Annotated in this window: 17 protein-coding genes; 6 read left to right on the plus strand and 11 right to left on the minus strand. The window is 73.1% G+C overall.

Annotation, left to right across the window (positions count from 1 at the left end; translation table 11 throughout):
- Nucleotides 1–21: 21 nt before the first annotated feature.
- From AC4BG9_RS08800 to AC4BG9_RS08830, 7 genes are all read right to left on the minus strand, one after another.
- Nucleotides 22–1,017, minus strand: a complete 996-nt coding sequence (locus AC4BG9_RS08800) for an ABC transporter permease (protein WP_490570715.1) — start codon at nt 1,015–1,017, stop codon at nt 22–24.
- Between the two features lie 4 nt (nt 1,018–1,021).
- Nucleotides 1,022–1,936: an ABC transporter permease gene (locus AC4BG9_RS08805; protein ID WP_490570716.1), complete on the minus strand. Its 915-nt coding sequence runs from the start codon at nt 1,934–1,936 to the stop codon at nt 1,022–1,024.
- The gene (locus tag AC4BG9_RS08810; protein WP_490570717.1) at nt 1,920–3,662 is read right to left on the minus strand and encodes an ATP-binding cassette domain-containing protein; all 1,743 of its coding nucleotides are present in this window, start codon (nt 3,660–3,662) and stop codon (nt 1,920–1,922) included. The genes AC4BG9_RS08805 and AC4BG9_RS08810 overlap by 17 nt, the downstream gene beginning before the upstream one ends.
- A 4-nt stretch (nt 3,663–3,666) precedes the next feature.
- Nucleotides 3,667–5,238, minus strand: a complete 1,572-nt coding sequence (locus AC4BG9_RS08815; RefSeq protein ID WP_490570718.1) for an ABC transporter substrate-binding protein — start codon at nt 5,236–5,238, stop codon at nt 3,667–3,669.
- Nucleotides 5,239–5,349: 111 nt separating this feature from the next.
- On the minus strand, nt 5,350–5,979 hold the full coding sequence (locus AC4BG9_RS08820; protein ID WP_490570719.1) for a cysteine hydrolase family protein: 630 nt from the start codon (nt 5,977–5,979) through the stop codon (nt 5,350–5,352).
- A gap of 101 nt (nt 5,980–6,080) precedes the next feature.
- On the minus strand, nt 6,081–6,677 hold the full coding sequence (locus AC4BG9_RS08825) for an antibiotic biosynthesis monooxygenase (protein ID WP_490570720.1): 597 nt from the start codon (nt 6,675–6,677) through the stop codon (nt 6,081–6,083).
- A 63-nt stretch (nt 6,678–6,740) separates the two neighbouring features.
- Nucleotides 6,741–8,183, minus strand: coding sequence for an FAD-dependent oxidoreductase (locus tag AC4BG9_RS08830; protein ID WP_490570721.1), 1,443 nt, complete (start codon nt 8,181–8,183; stop codon nt 6,741–6,743).
- A gap of 26 nt (nt 8,184–8,209) precedes the next feature.
- Between AC4BG9_RS08830 and AC4BG9_RS08835 the strand changes: the two genes are divergently transcribed.
- From AC4BG9_RS08835 to AC4BG9_RS08850, 4 genes are read left to right on the plus strand one after another with little or no spacing between them, the layout of a single operon-like run.
- Nucleotides 8,210–9,400 (plus strand): CaiB/BaiF CoA transferase family protein, encoded by a 1,191-nt coding sequence (locus AC4BG9_RS08835; protein WP_490570722.1) that lies wholly within the window; start codon nt 8,210–8,212, stop codon nt 9,398–9,400.
- Between the two features lie 31 nt (nt 9,401–9,431).
- Nucleotides 9,432–10,319 carry a cyclase family protein gene (locus tag AC4BG9_RS08840; RefSeq protein ID WP_490570723.1) on the plus strand — a complete coding sequence of 296 codons (888 nt, stop codon included), beginning with the start codon at nt 9,432–9,434 and terminating at the stop codon, nt 10,317–10,319.
- Nucleotides 10,316–11,803 (plus strand): MmgE/PrpD family protein, encoded by a 1,488-nt coding sequence (locus tag AC4BG9_RS08845; RefSeq protein ID WP_490570724.1) that lies wholly within the window; start codon nt 10,316–10,318, stop codon nt 11,801–11,803. Before AC4BG9_RS08840 ends, AC4BG9_RS08845 begins: the two co-directional genes overlap by 4 nt.
- Nucleotides 11,800–13,272 carry a dihydroorotase gene (locus AC4BG9_RS08850; RefSeq protein WP_490570725.1) on the plus strand — a complete coding sequence of 491 codons (1,473 nt, stop codon included), beginning with the start codon at nt 11,800–11,802 and terminating at the stop codon, nt 13,270–13,272. The genes AC4BG9_RS08845 and AC4BG9_RS08850 overlap by 4 nt, the downstream gene beginning before the upstream one ends.
- 3 nt (nt 13,273–13,275) lie before the next feature.
- Here AC4BG9_RS08850 and AC4BG9_RS08855 read toward each other — a convergent pair whose 3' ends face one another.
- A complete protein-coding gene (locus tag AC4BG9_RS08855) occupies nt 13,276–14,205 on the minus strand; it encodes a hypothetical protein (protein WP_490570726.1) in 930 nt (309 codons plus the stop codon).
- A gap of 17 nt (nt 14,206–14,222) precedes the next feature.
- Here AC4BG9_RS08855 and AC4BG9_RS08860 point away from each other — a divergent pair, with 17 nt between their 5' ends.
- Together AC4BG9_RS08860 and AC4BG9_RS08865 are read left to right on the plus strand one after the other, a co-directional pair.
- Nucleotides 14,223–15,245, plus strand: a complete 1,023-nt coding sequence (locus tag AC4BG9_RS08860) for an MDR family NADP-dependent oxidoreductase (protein ID WP_490570727.1) — start codon at nt 14,223–14,225, stop codon at nt 15,243–15,245.
- Nucleotides 15,242–16,045, plus strand: coding sequence for an SDR family oxidoreductase (locus tag AC4BG9_RS08865; protein WP_490570728.1), 804 nt, complete (start codon nt 15,242–15,244; stop codon nt 16,043–16,045). The genes AC4BG9_RS08860 and AC4BG9_RS08865 overlap by 4 nt, the downstream gene beginning before the upstream one ends.
- Before the next feature lie 112 nt (nt 16,046–16,157).
- Here AC4BG9_RS08865 and AC4BG9_RS08870 read toward each other — a convergent pair whose 3' ends face one another.
- The 3 genes from AC4BG9_RS08870 to AC4BG9_RS08880 form a co-directional block, all read right to left on the minus strand.
- Nucleotides 16,158–17,150, minus strand: coding sequence for a hypothetical protein (locus AC4BG9_RS08870; RefSeq protein ID WP_490570729.1), 993 nt, complete (start codon nt 17,148–17,150; stop codon nt 16,158–16,160).
- Nucleotides 17,151–17,311: 161 nt separating this feature from the next.
- Nucleotides 17,312–18,178, minus strand: coding sequence for an HpcH/HpaI aldolase/citrate lyase family protein (locus AC4BG9_RS08875; RefSeq protein ID WP_490570730.1), 867 nt, complete (start codon nt 18,176–18,178; stop codon nt 17,312–17,314).
- Nucleotides 18,168–19,328: an acyl-CoA dehydrogenase family protein gene (locus tag AC4BG9_RS08880; protein WP_490570731.1), complete on the minus strand. Its 1,161-nt coding sequence runs from the start codon at nt 19,326–19,328 to the stop codon at nt 18,168–18,170. The genes AC4BG9_RS08875 and AC4BG9_RS08880 overlap by 11 nt, the downstream gene beginning before the upstream one ends.
- Nucleotides 19,329–19,332: the final 4 nt, after the last annotated feature.

Consider the following 19,332-nt stretch of genomic DNA (forward strand, 5'->3'; position numbering starts at 1 on the left):
CGAGCAGGCGCGACGGACCGGTCAGCGGAGCCGGACCCGCGGGTCGATCGCTCCCTGGGCGAGGTCGACCAGGGTGTTGATGACCACGTAGAAGGCGCCGAGCACCAGGGCGATGGTGGCGACCGAGTTGGTGTCGGAGGCGTTGATGGCGCGGACCAGGTACTGGCCCAGCCCGTTCCAGGAGAAGATCTGCTCGACCACGACGAGGCTGGAGAGCATCATCCCGATCTGCACCCCCAGCAGGCTCATGGCCGGGCTCACCGAGTTGCGCAGCGCGTGCCGGCGCAGCAGCTGGCCCTCGGTCTCGCCCAGGGCGCGGGCGGTCCGGGCGTAGCCGGAGCCCATCGCGGTGCCGAGGCCGTCGGCGAGCACCCTGGCCAGGGCCACGCCCGGGCCGAGCGCCGCCGCGACCGCCGGGATGAGCAGGTGCGCCACCGCGTCCAGCGCGTAGGCCGCGTTCCCGGTGAGCAGCCCGTCCACCACGAAGAGGCCGGTCAGGCCCTCGCTGGGTCCGTACGACGTCCGCCCCGAGACCGGCAGCCAGCCCAGCTGGGCGAAGAAGAGCAGCACCCCGCAGGTGGCGACCAGGAACGAGGGCGCGCTCGCCGCGCTGTAGAGGACGAACCGCAGGACGCCGGCCAGCCGACCGCCCAGCGTGTAGACCCGGGCCAGCAGGACGCCGATGACCACCGAGAGCAGGATCGCCCACAGCGCCAGCTCCAGGGTGGCCGGGACCCGGGCCGCCAGCTCGTCGGCGACGCTGCGCCGGGTGCTGAGGCTGAGCCCGAAGTCCCCGGAGAGCAGGCGGGTCAGGTAGTCCCAGTACTGCACCAGGATCGACCGGTCCAGGCCGAGCTCGGCGCGCATCTCGGCGACCGCGTCGGCCGACGCGTTGGCGCCCAGGTAGGCCCGCACCGGGTCGCCGCCGCCGAAGCGGCTGACCACGAAGACCAGCACGGAGAGGGAGAGCAGCACGGCGACCAGCGAGCCGAGCCGGGAGAGGGTGAAACGGAGCATGGCCTCAGGCCCCCTTCGAGCGCAGGACGCCACGCAGGCCGTCGCCCACGTAGTTGAACACCAGGGCCAGCACGCCGACGGCCAGGCCCGGCATGATCGGGATCCACCAGGCGTTCAGGATGTAGTCGAGACCGGCGGAGGCCATCAGCCCCAGCTCGGGCGTGGGGGCCGGCGAGCCGAGACCGACGAAGGCCAGCGAGGCCAGGACCATGATCACCGCGCCGATGTCCAGGCTGGCGGTGATCAGGACCGTCGGCAGGACCGTGGGCACCACGTGCCGGCGCAGCAGCCGCCAGCCGGAGGTGCCGTTGATCCGCGCGGCCTCCACGTGCAGGCTGGTGGCGACCCGGCGCACCTCGCCGCGCACGATCCGGGCGTAGAGCGGCCACCAGACGATGGTGATGCCGATCATCGAGGAGGAGAGCGAGGGGCCGAGCCCGGCCACGATCGCCATCGCGACGATGGTCGCGGGGAAGGCGAGGAAGAGGTCGGTGACCCGCATCAGCAGGCCGTCGACCCAGCCGCCGTAGTAGCCGGCGACGGTGCCGACCACCAGGCCGGCGAGGGCGGCCACGGCGGTCACCACCACGGCGGCGTACAGGCTGGTCCGGGCACCCTCGAGGACGCGGGTGAGGATGTCGAGGCCCAGGTTGTCGGTGCCCAGCAGGTGACCGGAGGTCAGGGGCGCCAGGTAGGGCGCACCCGACGGCACGGTCGACCCGTACGGCGAGAGCCACGGCCCCAGGACCGCGGCGAGGACGACCAGGCCCAGCACCGCGAACGAGACCCGCTCGGCGGTGACCCGGCGGGGGCCGGCGGGGCGGGGTGCCACGCCGGGCCGTCCGGGGAGGAGCAGGGCCCGGCGGGGGGCCGCCGGGACCGCGTCGGGCGCGGGAAGGGTGTCAGGCGAGGACCGCATCGAGGAGCCTCCTGCCGTAGTCGCTGGTCATGGTGTCGGTGAGCTGCTCGGCGGGCACCCGCTCGACGATCCGGCCCGCCGAGATGACGTCGACGCGGTCGGCGATCACCCGGGCGGCCGCCAGGTCGTGGGTGACGAAGAGCATCGGCAGCCCGAGGTCGTGCCGGAGCAGGTTGAGCAGGTTGAGCACGCTGGCGGCCACGGAGACGTCCAGGGCGCTGGTCGGCTCGTCGCAGAGCAGCAGCGCCGGGGGGACGACCACGGCCCGCGCGATCGCGACCCGCTGCCGCTGACCGCCCGACAGCTGGCCCGGCCGGCGGTCGAGCACCTCGGCCGGGAGCGCGACCCGCTCCAGGGCGAGCCGGACCCGGTCCTCCTTCTCCGCGCGGTCGAGCCGGGCGTGCGTGGGCGAGTTGCCCAGACGCTCGAGCAGCAGGGCCCGCACCGTCATCCAGGGCGTGAGCGAGGAGCCGGCGTCCTGGAAGACGACCTGGACGCCCTCGCCGCGGTTGCGGTCGACGACCACGTCGCCGTCGTCCGCCGTCTCCAGCCCCGCGGCGATCCGCAGGATGGTGGACTTGCCCGAGCCGGACTCCCCCACCAGGGCCACGCTCTCGCGGGCGCCGATGCTCAGGTCGACCCCGTGCAGCACCTCCTTGCGCCGCCGCCGGCCGAGCCCCCCGGCGGCGAAGGACTTCGTCACCTGCACCATCTCCAGGGCGGGCCGGCGCGGCCGGCCGGTCTCCGCCTCGAAGTCGCCCCAGGTGAGCCGTCCCGCCTGCCAGTGCTGCTCGATCTCGGCTGCGGGGTGCCGCCCGGTCTCGGCCATCGCGGCCACCACCGTCGGCTCCGGCTCCCCGATCGGGCGACTCCGGTCGGTGGTCAGGGTCAGCCGGGAGGAGACCAGCCGCCGGGTGTAGTCGGCGCGCGGGGCGTCGAAGACCTGGTCGGCCGTCCCGTGCTCGACCACCCGGCCGCGCCGGAGCACCGTGACCTCCTGGCACATCGCCCGGGCGACCCCGAGGTCGTGGGTGACGAAGAGGACCCCGCAGCCCAGGCCGGAGCGCTCCCGGGTGAGGAGCTTGAGGATCTCCGCCTGGACGCTCACGTCGAGGGCCGTGGTCGGCTCGTCGGCCACCAGGAGCGCGGGCCGGCGGGCCAAGGCCAGCGCGATCATCACCCGCTGCCGCATCCCGCCGGAGAGCTGGTGCGGATAGCTGCCCAGCACCGCCGCGGGGTCCCGGATCTCGACCTCCTCGAGCCACCGCAGGCTCTCCGCGCGATCCCCGGTGACCAGGCCGAGCATCCGGCCGACGGTCATCATCGGGTCCAGCGAGGACATCGGGTCCTGGAAGACCGTGGTCACCTGCTGCCCGCGCACCCCAGCCCAGCCCGCCTCGGCGGACGGGTCCAGCGTCTGCCCGAGCAGGGTGACGGTGCCGCTGGTGCTGACGCCGGGCTCGCGGGTCAGCAGCCCCTGGACGGCCGCCGCGATCGTGCTCTTGCCCGAGCCGCTCTCGCCGACCAGGCCCAGGCACTGGCCAGGCTCGATCGCGAGCGAGACGTCGTCGACCGCGACGGTGACCGCGCCCCGGCCCCGGTAGCCGACGGTGAGGCCGTCCACCGAGAGCACGGGCCGGCCTGCCGACGGGCCTGCCGTCGGTCCGGCTGCCGGGTCCGCCGGCGAGAGGGTCGCGGGTCCCGCGACGGGTGGGGTGGCGGGCATGGCGTCACTCCTCCGGGTGGAGCAGGTTCAGCTCGAGCACGCCGGTGACCACCGGGTGGGTGGCGTCGGCCACGCCCTGCACCTCGGGCTGGGCCACGACCGTGCCGAGCATCGTGCCGACCGAGTACCAGTAGCCCGACCGGCTGACCATCGAGGCGGCCTCGGCGTAGGCGTCCACGTCGTAGGTCTCCACCGCCGTCGCCAGCGTGTCCGCCAGGCCCGGCACGTCGGCGCCGAAGAGGTCCAGGCCACCCGACGGCGTGTAGAACACGAAGCCCCAGGCGTCCGGGTGGGCGGTGTCGGGGTAGCCGGTGAAGAAGGTCATGTCGGGCGCGTCGGCGCCCTTCTCCAGCACGGAGTAGTACGTGCCGGACGCGAAGCCGACGCTCTCCGCGCGGATCCCGGCGGTGTTGAGGACGGCGGCCAGGTTGTCGCTCAGCGCCTTCGCCGCCGGGGTCGACTCGGGGTAGGCGATCCGGATCGTCCTGCCCTCCAGGGCGCCCTCGGCCAGCCGCTCCAGGGCGCCGGGGTCCTCCGGGATCTGCTGCTGGTTGAGGTCGCTGGGGACCAGGCCCTGCGGGAACACCTCGGTGGTCGGCTCGCCGGTCTCGCCGAGCGCGGCCTTGGTGACCGCCGGGAAGTCGATCCCGCCCAGGAACGCGGTCCGGGTCTTCTGGTCGCTGAGGCTGGGGCTCTTCGGGTTCACGAAGAGCGTCGGGGTCTGCATGGTGCGGTAGGTGTAGGTCGCCAGCCCGTCGTCCTTGCTCATCGCGCCGAAGGTCGGGGCGTCGGTGTAGCCGATCAGCCCGTCGAGCTCGTCGTTCTCGAGCTTGAGCTGGATGGTGGACATGCTGGAGATGACGTCGAAGCGGACCTTCTCGTAGCCCGGCTTCTCGCCCCAGTACTCCTCGTAGGCGTCGAGCTCGTAGGAGACGCCCTGCTCGAACGCGCCGTAGGTGTAGGGGCCGGTGCCCGCCTCGTTGGCGTCGAACCAGTCCTCACCCTTGGCGGTGACGGGGTGCTCGGCCAGCGCCGCGGGGCTGATCATCTTCGGGCCGAAGGGCGAGGCGAGCAGGTCGAGGAAGGAGGAGTTGGGCGCCTCGAGCGTGATCACCACCTCGTGCTCGGAGGGGGTCTCGACGCCGGTGACGCCGGCGACCATGTAGGACGGCCCCTCCCCGACCTCGGTCCGCCGCTCGAACGAGGCCTGCACGGCCGAGGAGTCGAACGGGGTGCCGTCGTGGAAGGTGACGCCCTCGCGGAGCTTGAAGGTGAAGACCGTGTTGTCGTCGTTGGCCGACCACTCGGTCGCGAGCTTGCCGGTGAGCTCCGGCTCGGACTGGCCGGGGACGTAGGCCAGGAGGCCCTCGTAGGCGTTGTTGACGAGGTTGAGCTCGGTGCCGTCGTAGGCGGTGTCGGGATCGGGCGTGGGGATGTCGCCGAGCAGGGCGAGGTTGAGCACGGTGTCCTCCGCCCCGGAGGTCGAGCCCGGGGTGGACCCGCTCGCGCAGGCGGTGAGCGAGGCGGTGGCGAGGGCGGAGACGGCGAGGAGCGAGAAGCGCTTGCTGCGAGTCATGGCGGGGACTTTCTCGACGAAGGGGTGTGGCCGGACCGACCGGTCCCGGAGGGGCCGGTCGAGGGGAGGCAGAGCGCGCCCGCGTCGTTGCGAGCGTGTGCCGGGGACTGGTCAGCCGAGAGTTCCGAGCCAGTCGTGGACCGCTCGGCGATGCACCAGGGCGTCGCGTTGCAGGTACTTGATCGCCCGCAGGGCGGCGTCGTGGCGTTCCTGGGAGGACCCGAGGACCAGGTCGGTCACGGTGCGGACGTGGTAGTCGCGCTGGTGCGCGTCGACCGCGGTGTAGTGGATGCAGACGTCGGTCATGCCGCCGACCAGGAGCACGGTCCGGGCCCGGTAGCCGCGCAGCACGAGGTCGAGCTCGGTGCCGAAGAAGGCGCTGTAGCGGCGCTTGCGGATCAGGTACTCCTCGGGCCGCGGGTCCAGGCCGGGGTGCAGCTCGGTGCCGGGCGCGCCCTCGATGCAGTGCACGCCCTCGGCGCCGTCGAGCTCGCGGCCGATGTCGACCAGGGAGGGCTTGTGCACCTCCTGGATGAAGACGACGGGCACGTCCTTGGCGCGGGCCGCGGCCACGAGCTCCACGATGCCCGCGTTCCGGTCCAGCCGGCCCGACATGTAGCCCATGCCGGTGGAGAGGCTGTCGGGGTCGCCCCCGCCCTGGACGTCGACCACCACGAGCACGACGCGACCCACCGGCCGCAGCTCGGCGGCGGGGGTGGTGTCGGTGACTTGGTCCGGCATGGCGGCTCCTCTGGCGGGGTGACAGCCAGGAACCTATCGACCGATAGTTACGGTCCCGTCGCCCTCACGTTACGTCCAGAAGTCGTCGTGTTTCGCCGGGCTCAGCCCCGGGCGTCGCGCCCCGGCTGCAGGAACCACTGCATCCGCCGGGTCGCCCACGGCATGAAGACGTAGGTCATCAGCGGGGTCATCACGCTGATGATCACCAGCACCCGCGGCACCAGCGGCCAGGCGGGGATCAGGTGCGAGGCCGCCCAGTTGGTGCCGAGGCTGAGCGGGAAGAAGACCAGGAAGATCACCACCATCTGCTTCCACCGCGGAGGGGCCGGGGGCGGCGGCTGCTCGCCGGCCACCTCGGTCGAGGCGGGCTCGTCGAACCAGCCCTCGATACCCGTACGGCGCTCGACCCGCCGCTGCTCCACCTTGCCCTCGGCCGAGTCGAGCCACCACCGGCGCTGCGGCGACGTCTCCCACGCCTCCAGCGACGCACGGTCGGCGAACCGGTAGAGCATGTGCCACTCCGTCGACCGCTCCGAGGGCCGCACCCAGCCGCTGCCCAGGAAGCCCGGGAAGCGCTGGGCGAGGCTGTCACCGGCCTGGAGCCAGGCGTGCATCTCGGCCTCGTGGTCGGGGGCGACGTGCCGGGTCACCGCGACGGTGACGGCTTCGGTGGCACTGCGGGCGGCGGAGGCGGACATGACGCCATTGTCGTGGCCCGCGAGGCTCCCGAGAAACCGGCGGCACCACGGGTCGCGGTCCGGTCAGCGGGCGGGACCGCCGGCGACGACGCGGTCGCGGGCCAGCCTGGCGCCGAGCAGGCGGCCCAGGGTCAGGGCGGGGGTGAGCAGCATCCCGGAGCAGAAGCTGTTGCCGCAGGTGGCGCCCGCCCCGATCACCTCGCCCACGGCGTAGAGGTCCCCGATCACCTCGCCCGAGTCCCCGCGCACCGCACAGTCGGGGTCGATGTCGAGGCCCTGGAAGGTGACCAGGGTGATGGCGTGGTTGCGCAGGGCGTAGAACGGACCGCGGGCGATCGGCGCCGGCAGGTGCGTGCGGCCGTGCTCGGGGTCCTCCCCCGCGGCGACGGCCTCGTTGTAGGCGCGCACCGTCGAGGCGAGGCCCTCGGGGTCGATGCCGGCGAGCTCGGCCAGCTCGCGCAGGTCCGCGGCGGCGTGCACCCCGGGCCGGGTGTTGGCCATCGCGCGCACCTCGTCCGGCTCCTTGCCGACCACGATCTGGTGGCTGCCGGTGGCCGCGTCGAGGGCGGCGTCGTCGAAGACGGTCCAGAAGGTCTGGTCGGGCACGCCGGTCAGCGCCCGCTCCTTCTCGTCGATGGACGGCTCGTCCTCGGCGACCCAGCGCCGGCCCGAGCGGTCGACGTAGATCTCCCACGGGGGCCGCTCGCTGGTGAGCCGCTGCCGGTCGTGCCAATTGGCCCGGCCGGGGGCGGTCGGGTCGGGCAGCCCCCCGAAGGTGGGCAGGTAGGTGCCGGCCCCCTGCAGCGCGGCGCCCACCTCCATCCCCAGGTGGAGGCCGTCGCCGGTGGAGGTCCGGGCCGCCGCGGAGACGAGCGGGGCACCCTCGAGCTCGGCGAAGAGCTCCGGGTCGGCGCCGTAGCCGCCGGTGGCCAGCACCACCGCGCCGGCGCGCACCTCCACCTCGCCGCTGCCGCGCTGCACGCTGACCCCCTCGACGGCACCCTCCGGGCCGGTCAGCAGGCCGGTCACCGCCGTGCCGGTCCACACCTCCAGCTCGGCCTGCTCCCGCACCTGGGCCAGCTCGGCCTGCAGCACGTTGAGGATGGAGAGCCCCTCGTCGACCCCGTAGACGGTGCGGGGGGTGAGGTAGGGCTCGTGGCCGTAGACGATCCGCGGTGTCTCCGCGGCGAAGGCGAACCCGCGCGCGGCCAGCCACGCCACGGTGTCGGGCGCGTGCCTGGTCACCAGCTCGACCAGGTCGGCGCGGGCGGTGCCGCGGCTGATCCGCAGCACGTCGTCGCGGTGGGCCGACCAGGAGTCGTCGATCCCGCGCTCCTCCTGCCGCGCCGTGCCGCCGGCCGCCAGGTGGCCGCCGCTGAGGTGCAGCGTGCCGCCCAGCCGGGTGTCCTTCTCCACCAGCAGGACGCTCGCGCCACCCCGCGCCGCCTCGATGCTGCACGACAGCCCGGCAGCCCCGGCTCCGACGACGACCACATCCACTCGCATGGTCGTAGATGATATATGTTCTGTCCATGGGACCGCTGAACGGCGTGCGCGTGCTCGACGCCTCCACCATCCTGGCCGGCCCCCTGGCCTGCCAGATCCTCGGCGACTTCGGGGCCGACGTGATCAAGATCGAGCACCCCACCGCCGGCGACGGGATGCGCGGCCACGGACCGGCCAAGGACGGCGTCCCGATCTGGTGGAAGGAGATCTCGCGCAACAAGCGCACGATCGGCCTGAGCCTCAAGGAGCCGGACGGCGCCGACATCTTCCGCGCCCTGGCCGCCCAGGCCGACGTGGTGGTGGAGAACTTCCGCCCGGGCACCCTGGAGCGCTGGGGGCTCGGCCCCGACGTCCTGCACGCGGACAACCCCGGGCTCGTCCTGCTCCGGATCACCGGCTTCGGCCAGGTCGGCCCCTACGCCTCGCGCGCCGGCTTCGGCACCCTGGCCGAGGCGATGAGCGGGTTCGCCCACCTCACCGGCCCCGCGGACGGCCCCCCGACCCTGCCCGCCTTCGGCCTGGCCGACTCGATCGCCGGGATCGCCGCCTCCTCGGCGGTCTCGATGGCGCTCTACGCCCGCGAGCACAACGGCGGCCGGGGCCAGGTCATCGACCTCAACCTGCTCGACCCGATCATGGCCGCCGTCGGCCCGGGCCCGTCGGTCTACCAGCAGACCGGCGAGGTCGGGATGCGGCACGGCAACCGCTCCACCAACAACGCCCCCCGCAACGCCTACCGCACCGGGGACGACCACTGGGTGGCGATCTCCACCAGCGCCCAGGCGATCGCCGAGCGGGTGATGCGCCTGGTCGGGCACCCCGAGGTGATCGACGAGCCCTGGTTCGCCGCGGGCCACTCGCGCGCCGCGCACGCCGACGAGCTCGACGAGATGGTGGGCTCCTGGATCGCCGCCCGCAGCCGGGACGAGGTGGTCGCGGCGTTCACCGAGGCCGGCGCGGCGATCGCGCCCGTCTACTCGGCCCGCGACCTCGTCGAGGACCCGCACGTGCGTGAGACCGGGATGCTCGTCGAGGTTCCCGACGACGACCTGGGCCCGGTGCTCCAGCACAACGTGATGTGGCGGATGTCCGGCACCCCCGGCGAGATCCGCTTCACCGGCCGGGCGCTCGGCCAGGACACCGACGAGGTGCTCGACGCCCTGGGCCTGGAGGAGGAGGAGCGCAGCCACCTGCGCGCCCGCCACGTGATCGCCTGACCCGCCAGCCCCACCCGGAGGACGCCGCCCCATGACAAGCCAGACAAGCCAGACACCCCAGACCACCACCACGCCCGTCGGCACGCCCGCCACCGGGGAGGTCACCGCGAGGCTGCTCGACGCGGTGCGCTCCGGCCTGGAGGTCCACGACCTGGGTCGCACGCTCACCGTGGGGATGCCCCAGTCCCCCAACCACCCGGCCTACTGGCACGCCATGCCGCGCCGGCACGGCGACATGGTGCGGGCCGACGGCGGGTCGGCCGCCAACGACATGATCTCGATGGGGACCCACGTCGGGACCCACGTGGACGCCCTGGCCCACGTCTCCCAGGACGGCCGGCTGCACGGCGGCGCCGACGCCGCCGCCGCCCAGGTCGGCGGCCGGTTCGCCGAGCACGGCGCGCACACCATCGACCCGATGCTGCGGCGCGGCGTCCTGCTCGACGTGCCCGCGGCGCTCGGCGTGGAGCGGCTGGCGCCCGGCCAGGAGATCACCGTCGCCGACCTGGAGCGGACCCTGGACGGGCAGGGCACCGAGATCGGCGCCGGCGACGTGGTGCTGGTCCGCTCCGGGTGGGGCCAGCACTTCGACGCCGGGGACGGCGACACCTACCGGGGCCTGACCACCGGGGTGCCCGGTGTCTCGGAGGCCGGCGCGACCTTCCTCGCCGGTCTCGGCATCCACGCCACGGGCGCCGACACCATCGCCTACGAGCAGCTGCGGCCCGGCGCCGGGCACGGGCTCCTCCCCGCCCACCGGGTGCTGCTGGTGGAGAGCGGGATCTACATCATCGAGGCCCTCGACCTCGAGGGGGTGGCGGCCGCCGGGGCCCACGAGTTCCTCTTCGTCATGTCGCCCCTGAAGTTCTTCGGGGCCACCGGCTCCCCGGTCCGGCCGCTGGCCGTGGTGGGCCGGTGAGCGGCTACGCGCCCGCCGTCGGCGCGAACCCGGCGGGCAACGCCACCGGCGAGGCGCACGGCGGCCCCACCCTGGCCCAGCAGCTCGCCTCCTTCGCCGCCCACACCGCCCGCCGCGGCGTCCCCGAGGACGTCCGCGACTCGGTCTGCCAGCGCACCCTCGACGTCCTCGGTCTCTGCGTGGCCGCCCACCGGCTGCCCACCTCCGCCGCCGCGATCGGCCACGTGCTCGACCAGGGCGGGCACGCCCAGGCCGGCATCGTGGGCGAGCCCACCCGGGTGACGGCGGCACAGGCCGCCTTCGCCAACGGGGTGCTGGCGCACTCGCTCGACTACGACGACACCCACCTGCCGTCGGTGCTGCACCCCAGCGCCTCGGTGGTCCCCGCGGCACTGGCCGCCGCCGAGCACGCCGGCGCCTCCGGCGAGGCGGCGGTGCGGGCGATCGCGGTCGGCATCGAGGTCGCGGTCCGGCTCGGCATGGCCGGCTACGACGCCGAGCTCGGCAACTCGGTCTTCTTCGAGCACGGCCAGCACGCGACCTCGATCACCGGCGCCATGGGCTCCGCGGTCGCCGCCGCGACGGCCTACGGCCTCGACGAGCGGGGCATCGCCGACGCGCTCGGCCTCACCGCCTCCATGGCCTCGGGCGTGATCGAGGCCAACCGCACCGGCGGCACCGTCAAGCGGCTGCACTGCGGCCTCGCGGCCCAGGCCGGCGTCACCGCCGCCCAGCTGGTCCGCCGCGGCTTCACCGGACCGCCCACCGTGCTGGAGGGGCGGTTCGGGTTCTTCCAGGCCTGGCTGCACGGCCGGTTCCGGGCCGAGGCGGTGACCGAGGGCCTCGGCCAGGAGTGGTCAGTGCCGGGCATCTTCTTCAAGCCCTACCCGGCCAACCACTTCACCCACACCACGGTCGACGCGGGCCGGGCCTTCCGCGCCCGCGGGATCACCCCCGAGCAGGTGGCCCGGGTGGTCGTCGGCGTGGCCGGCTCGACCGTCCGGACGATCGGCGAGCCGATCGAGGTCAAGCGGACCCCCGAGACCGGCTACCAGGCCCAGTTCTCCGGGCCCTACGCGTTCGCCGCCGGCCTGCTCGGCGGGGGCGGGCTCGGCACCAGCCTGGAGGACTACTCCGACGCGCTCGCCCAGGACCCTCTGCGCCGGGAGCTGATGGCCAAGGTCGAGGTCGTCGCCGACGAGCAGTGCGACCGGATCTACCCCTTCCAGTTCCCCGCGGTGGTGACCCTGACCACCACGACCGGGGAGGTGCTGGTCGAGGAGGTGCTGGCCAACCGGGGCGGCCCGGCCCGCCCCCTCTCCGCCGACGAGCTCGCCACCAAGTTCCGCGACAACGTCGCGGGGCGCCTGTCCGCGCGGGCCGCCGACGCCGTGCGCGACGACGTCCTCTCGCTTCACACCGCGACCGACCTGGCCGCGCTCCTCAAGCCGTTGTCCGCCTCCATGCAAGGAGAGTCCCAGTGACCGAGTTCGACGTCCTCCTCACCCACGTGTCGGCGGTGCTGCCCGGCCACGACGCTCCGCAGCCCGTCGACCTGGCCGTCAAGGACGGCCGGTTCGCCCTGATCGAGGCGGGGATCGACCCCGCGCGCGCCGCGCGGGTCGTCGACGGCCGCGGCCGGGTCGCGTTCCCCGGCGTCGTCGACGCCCACCAGCACTGGGGCATCTACAACCCGCTGCCCGACGACGTGACCAGCGAGTCGCGCGCCTGTGCGCAGGGTGGCGTCACCACGTCGCTCTCCTACATGCGCACCGGGCAGTACTACCTCAACAAGGGCGGCTCGTACGCCGACTTCTTCCCCGAGGTGCTCGCCCTGACCGAGGGCCGGGCGCTGGTCGACTACGCCTACCACCTGGCGCCGATGAGCCGCGAGCACATCGACGAGATCGGTTCGCTGGTCACCGACCACGGGGTGACGTCGTTCAAGGTGTTCATGTTCTACGGCAGCCACGGGCTGCACGGGCGCAGCGCCGACCAGTCGCAGTTCCTGATGACCCCCGAGGGCGAGCGGTACGACTACGCGCACTTCGAGTTCGTGATGCGCGGCATCCAGAAGGCACGCGAGGAGAACCCGGAGATCGCCGACCAGATCTCGCTCTCCCTGCACTGCGAGACGGCCGAGATCATGTCGGCCTACACCAAGATGGTGGAGGAGGACGGGACGCTGACCGGGCTCCCGGCCTACAGCGCCTCCCGCCCGCCGCACTCGGAGGGGCTGGCGGTGACCATCGCGTCCTACCTCGCGCACGAGACCGAGCTGCCGACGATCAACCTGCTGCACCTGACCTCGCGGAAGGCCGTCGAGGCGGCGCTGACGATGGCGGCGGCGTTCCCGCACATCGACTTCCGCCGCGAGGTGACCGTCGGCCACCTCCTCGCCGACTGCGACACCGCCCACGGGGTGGGCGGCAAGGTCAACCCGCCGCTGCGCCCCCGGGAGGACGTGGAGGCGCTGTGGGGCTACCTCCTCGACGGGAAGATCGACTGGGTGGTCTCCGACCACGCCTGCTGCAAGGAGGAGCTCAAGTTCGGCGAGCCCAAGGACGACGTCTTCCTGGCCAAGTCCGGCTTCGGCGGCGCCGAGTACCTGCTGGCCGGCATGGTCAGCGAGGGCGGCCGGCGCGGGCTCTCCTACGGCCGGATCGCCGAGCTCACGGCCACCAACCCGGCCCAGCGCTACGGCCTGGGCTCGCGCAAGGGCGCGATCCGGGTCGGGCTGGACGCCGACCTCGCCCTGGTCGACCCCGACTCCACCTGGACGGTGCGCGCCGAGGAGTCGCTCTCCACCCAGGAGTACACGCCGTTCGAGGGCGCCAAGCTCACCGCCCGGGTGACCGACACCTTCCTGCGCGGCACCGCGATCATGACCGACGGCACGGTCACCGACGCCGCTCCGACCGGGAGGTTCCTGTCGCGCCCCGCGGCGGGGTGAGCCTCAGCCGCGCTCGACGACCAGGTGCGGCGCCGCGAAGGGCGGCGTCAGCACGCTGGCCCGGACGACCCCGAACGGGGCCAGGTCGACGGTGACGACCTGCGCCCCGCCCCCGGCGCGGGCCACCAGCGCGTCCAGCTCGTCGGTGAGCACGACGAGGCCGAGCAGCCCGCGCCGCGGTGCCACCGAGCAGCCGAGCAGCGAGCCGCCCTGCTCGGCCTGGCCGTAGTCGACGATGTTGACGTAGGTCTGCTGCCGGCTCGGGCCCACGGTGCTGGACCTGACCCGCAGCTCGGCGTCCACGCCGACCAGCTCGGAGAAGGACGCGTCCACGAAGTCGTACTCGTAGACCACCCCCCACCCGAAGACCCGCTCGTACCAGGCGAGGATGGGCCCGGCGTCGCTGAGCGGCAGCGAGATGCTGACCGGTTCGCTGGAGACCCGGTCGCGGACCTCGGCGAAGTCGGTGAAGAACTCCTCGGGACCGTTCAGGAACGCGGTCACCAGGTGGTCGGCGCCCAGGTGGTGCGCCTCCCGGAAGCCGCCGTCACCGGTCTCGTACGACGCCTCCTTGCCGATCATCGGGAAGCCCGCCTCCCGGGCGTGGGCCAGCGCGCCCTCGAAGTCCCGCGCGTAGAAGTCGATCACCCGGAAGGCGTCGCGGTGGAGCCGGGTCCGGTCGTCGCGGATCGTCTGCGCCGCCTCGGGCAGCTCGGAGTCGAAGCGGCAGAGCACGGCGCCGGCCGCCACGCCGGGAGTGCGCAGCACCACGACGTCGGTCGCGCACGCCGTGCCGAAGAGCGCGCTGGTGGAGGCCGCGGGCAGCCGGGTGCCGCTCTCGACGCGCATCCCGAAGACGTCGGTCAGCAGCGGCACGTGGTCGTCCGGGGAGCCGGTGGAGATCAGCGGACCGTAGATCCGGGAGGAGGACATTCGTATATTATATCTTTATGTCAGCCTCGGCTCCGGCCGCCACCCGTGTCGTCGTCGTCGCCTCGTCACCTCGGGGGGTCCCGGTCGCCGCGGACTTCGCGGTCCGCGAGGAGCCACTCCCCCCGCGTGCGCCCGGCCAGCTCCTGGTGCGCGTCGACGCACTGTCGCTCGACCCCTACCTGCGCTCCCTGCTGGGCCAGGGGCACCTCGACGACCCGCCGCTCGGGCCGGGGCAGGTGATGCCCGGGCGGGCGATCGCCACCGTCGTGGAGTCCGACGACCCGTCGCTGCCGGCGGGCTCGCTGGTGCTGGGTGAGACCGGCTGGCGCGAGCACGCCGTGCTCCCGGCCGCCCTGGCCTCCCCGGTACGCGTCCCCGACGGCGTGCCGGCCTCCGCGGCCCTGGGGCTGCTCGGCATGCCGGGGCTGACCGCCTACGCCGCCCACGTGCGTCACCTCGCGCCCGGTCCCGGGGAGACGATGGTCGTCTCGTCGGCCACCGGCGGCGTGGGCTCGCTGGCCGGACAGCTGGCCTGCCGCAGCGGGGCTCGCACCGTCGGGATCGTCGGCAGCCGCGAGAAGGTCGCGCTGGCGCACGACCTGGGCTACGACGAGGTCGTGGTCCGCACCGAGGCCGACTGGACCGACCAGCTGCACGCCGCCTGCCCCGACAAGGTCGACGCCTACCTGCACATGGGCGACCAGGCCACCTTGGACGGCGTGGTGGAGTACCTCGCCCTGGGCGCCCGAGTCTCGCTCTGCGGCCTGATCGACCAGTCCAACGGAGCGCCGCCCACCCGGATCCGGGCGGGCGCGCTGATGATCGCCCGGGCCACGGTGCGCGGACTCGTCGTCCACGACCACGCCGACCTCGCCGACGAGCACGTCGAGCACGTCGGCACGCTGCTCGCCGCCGGAGCCCTCCGGCTGGTCGAGGACACCTGGAACGGGCTCGAACAGGCCGGCGCCGCGTTCGAGGCACTGATGTCCGGCCGCAACCGCGGCAAGGTCGTGGTCCAACTTCACCGGGAGGGTGAATGACGAAGAACGTCGTAGTCACAGGAAGCACCAAGGGGATCGGCCGGGCGATGGCCCGCGAGCTGCACCGACGCGGGCACCACGTGGTGGTCAGCGGACGTGACGAGGAGGCGCTGCGCTCCGTGGTCGCCGAGCTCGAGGCGGCCGAGGGAGGCACGGTCGTCGGACAGGTCGTCGACGTCAGCGACGCCGACTCCGTCGAGGAGCTGTGGTCCACCGCCGTCGGCAAGCTCGGCAGCGTGGACCTGTGGGTCAACAACGCGGGGGTCGCCCACACCACGCAGCCCATCGTGGAGACGTCCCCGGCGGCCGTGCGCAGCATGGTGGAGACCAACATGCTGGGCACCATCTTCGGCTCCCAGACCGCGGTGCGGGGCATGACCGCACAGGGAGGCGGCCAGCTCTTCAACGTGCTGGGCGGCGGCAGCGACGGCAAGATCCGCCCCGGCATGGGCGTCTACGGCGCGACCAAGCGCGGCCTCGACATGTTCACCCGCGCCCTGGTCAAGGAGGTGGACGGCACCGGCGTGCTGGTGGGGCAGGTGCGCCCCGGCATCCTGATCACGGACGGCTGGCTGCGCGAGGCGGCCGCCGCACCCGAGCAGGTGGCCCAGCAGCGGCGGACGCTCAACATCCTGGTCGACCACGTCGACGAGGTGGCCCCCGAGCTGGTCGCCCGGATGCTGGCCAGCACCCGGAACGGCGACGAGATCGCCTGGCTCACCTCCACGAGGCTGGCCATGCGCTTCATGAACCCCGGCTACGCCAAGAAGAACGACAAGCTCGCCCGCTACGGACTCTGAGCACGACGGCCGGCACACAGCACCGGCAGTCAGCACCGGCACACAGCACTGGCACACAGCACTGGCCCCGACGGAGAACCGTCGGGGCCAGTGTCCTGGAGGGGTCCGGGGGTCAGATCTTGAAGGAGCCCTTGGCCTTCGAGGCCAGGTGAGCGGCGTCGCCGCCGTAGCTCACGTTGACCTTGTAGGCGCCCTTCTTGAGCTTCTTGAGGGTGACCTTGCCCTTGCCGTTCTTGATCGTCACCGTGACGGTCTTGAACTTCTTCTTGCCCAGCTTGATCACGACCTTGGCCTTGCCGGTCGCCTTCGCGTCAGCGCCCTTGACCGAGACCGTGAGGACGGCCTGCTTCTTCTTCTTGTTGGCCTTGATCTTGACCGTCGTCTTGGACGACTGGGCCACCGGCACGGTCGGCGTCGGCGTCGGCGTGGCGGTCGGCTTCGGCGGGGTGGTCGGCGCCGGCGGGGTGGTCGGAGCCGGCGGGGTGGTCGGAGCCGGCGGGGTGGTCGGCGTCGGCGTCGGCGTCGGGGTCGGCGTCGGCGTCGGGGTCGGCGTCGGGGTCGGCGTCGGCGTCGGCGCCGGGGTCGGGGTCGGGGTCGGGGTCGGCGTCGGCGTCGGCGTCGGCTCAGGGACGACCTTGACGCAGGCGATGGGGTTGTCGCTGCCCATGGCGTTCATGGTCAGGGCCAACGTCTCGATGGAGAGCGCCGAAGGAGCGGCGGTGCCGACCCGACTCCCGGTGACGGTGGGCATCTCGAAGGAGCTGCTGCCCGGCAGGGGCGGGGTGTAGGTCTTCGAACCCTCGAGAGCGACCGCCTCGGCGTCGAGCGTGATACCAAGGTCCACATCCATGCGGCTCACGGTGACGAACGCGGGCATGCCCGGCGTGAAGGTGTTCTCGAGCGTGGCGCTGACGCCCGTGCCGTCGACCGACACCTCCGTCTTGACCTCGTAAGGCAGCTTCCACGACTGGAAGGTGCACTCGAACGCCTGGGTGCCGGTCAGGACGACCGGGGCTGCGGACGCGGTGGTGGTCAGGGCCGGCACTGCCAAAGCCCCGAGCACCAGGGCTCCGGATGCTGCTCCGGCGAGTCTTCGAAAACGCATGGGTTCCTCCTCGGTGGCCGCACCCTCGGGTGGTGTGGCCTAGGTCTCAATCAGATAAGATATATGATCGCCCCGGTCAGGAATAGGGCTACACGCAGATTTTTGTGATCCGTAACACTCTCGAAACACTCGAGACCTCGGCGGGCCGCGATAGGGCCGCGTCACCGCCGCCGGGCGAGCACCAGCCGCGCCTGCCGGGCCACGGCCTCGTCGATCATCCGGCCGCGCGCGTCCAGCGCCACGCCGGAGCCGGCGGCCGCCAGCGCCGCCAGCAGCTCCTCGGCGTCGGCCACCGCCTCCGCGGTGGGGGTGAAGACGTCGTTGACCGTGGCCACCTGCGCGGGGTGGATGCAGGCCCGCCCCATGAAGCCCAGCCGCGCCAGCGCCTCGGTCGAGGCGCGGAGGGCGTCGAGGTCGCGGAAGTCGGTGGAGACGGGGGCGATCGGCGGGGCGATGCCGGCGGCCGCGGAGACCAGCACCACCTGGGAGCGCACCCAGAGCAGCTCGCGCTCGTCGGGCCCGAGCGTGACCCCCAGGTCCGCGCGCAGGTCGGCCTCCCCCACCTGGAGCCGGTGCACCCGGGGCGCGGCGGCGATCTCCGCCGCCCGCAGCACGCCCCTGGCGCTCTCCAGCAGCGGCACGATCCGGGCGGGGGAGCCCAGCTCGTCGAGCAGCGCGGCGGCCGCCGCCACCTGCTCGGGCGTCTCCACCTTGGCCAGGGTCACCCCGGCCAGGCCGCTGGCGGCCGCGACGGCACGGATGTCGTCGAGGGCCGCCGTGCCGGAGTTGACCCGCACCCAGACCTCGACGTCGGTGGGCGGGAGCCCGTCGAGCCAGGTGGCCACCAGGTCGCGCGCCAAGGCCTTGCGGTCCGGGGCCACCGCGTCCTCCAGGTCGACGATCAGCTCGTCGGCGCCGCGGCCCAGGGCACTGCGGAGCTTGTCCGGCGCGTCCCCGGGGACGTAGAGCGCGGAGCGCGACAGCCTCGCTCCCTGACCGGGAGCCCGTCCGGTGAGCTCAGCCGACACGGGTCTCCCCCTTGATCAGCGACTTCGCCACCACCGTGCGGAGGATGTCGTTGGTGCCCTCGCCGATGCTCATCAGGATCGAGTCCCGGTAGAGCCGCTCCACCTCGAACTCCGTGGAGTAGCCGTAGCCCCCGTGCACCTTCATCGAGTCGATCGCCGCCTGCAGCGCCACCTCCGAGCAGAAGATCTTCGCCATCCCGGTGGCCCCGTCCGCGCGCCCGCTGCGCACCGCGTCGGCGGCCCAGTAGGCCATCAACCGGGCCGCCTGCACCTGGGTGCCGAGCTCACCCAGCTTGAGCTGGATCGCCTGGAACTCCGCGATCGGCTGGCCGAACGCCTTGCGCTGCTGGGCGTAGGCGAGCGCCTCGTCGTGCGCCCGCTGCGCGATGCCCACCGAGCGGGCGGCGATGTTGACCCGGCCCCACTCCAGGGCGGAGAGCACCTGCTGCATGCCGCGCCCCTCGACGCCCCCGACCAGCTGGGAGACCGGCACCCGCACGTCGTCGAGCACGACCTCGCATGACTCGGTGCCCTTGTAGCCGAGCTTGCCGATGTCCTTGGTGACCTCGAAGCCGGGGGTGCCGGCCTCGACCAGGAGCACGCTCATCCCCCGGTGCGCCGGGGAGGCGGCCGGGTCGGTCTTGACCAGCACGGGCAGCGGGTCGGCGTAGCGGGCGTTGGTGATCCAGGTCTTGGACCCGTTGACCACGTAGTGGTCGCCGTCGAGCCGGGCGGTGGTGCGGATCCCCTGGAGGTCGGTGCCCGCGTCGGGCTCGGTGAGGCCGATCGCGGTACGGCGCTTGCCGGTGGCCAGGTCGGGGAGGTACTTCTCCCGCTGCTCCGGCGTGCCGTGCATGTGGATCAGCCGGCAGGCCAGCGAGTGGCTGCCCAGGATGCCGGCGATGCCCATCCAGCCCCGGGCCAGCTCCTCGAAGACCAGGGCGAAGGAGATCGGGTCCAGGTCGAGACCGCCGTACTCCTCCGGGACGGTGATGCCGAACAGACCCATGTCGGCCATCCCGGCGACGATCTCGGTGGGGTAGCGACCGCTCTGCTCCCACTCCCGGGCGACCGGGATGATCTCCCGATCCACGAAGTGGCGCAGCAGCGCCTTGAACTCCGCCTGGTCCTCGTTGAGCGTGAAGTCCATCTGG

It is taken from the genome of Nocardioides sp. Z40_12, assembly GCF_058215795.1.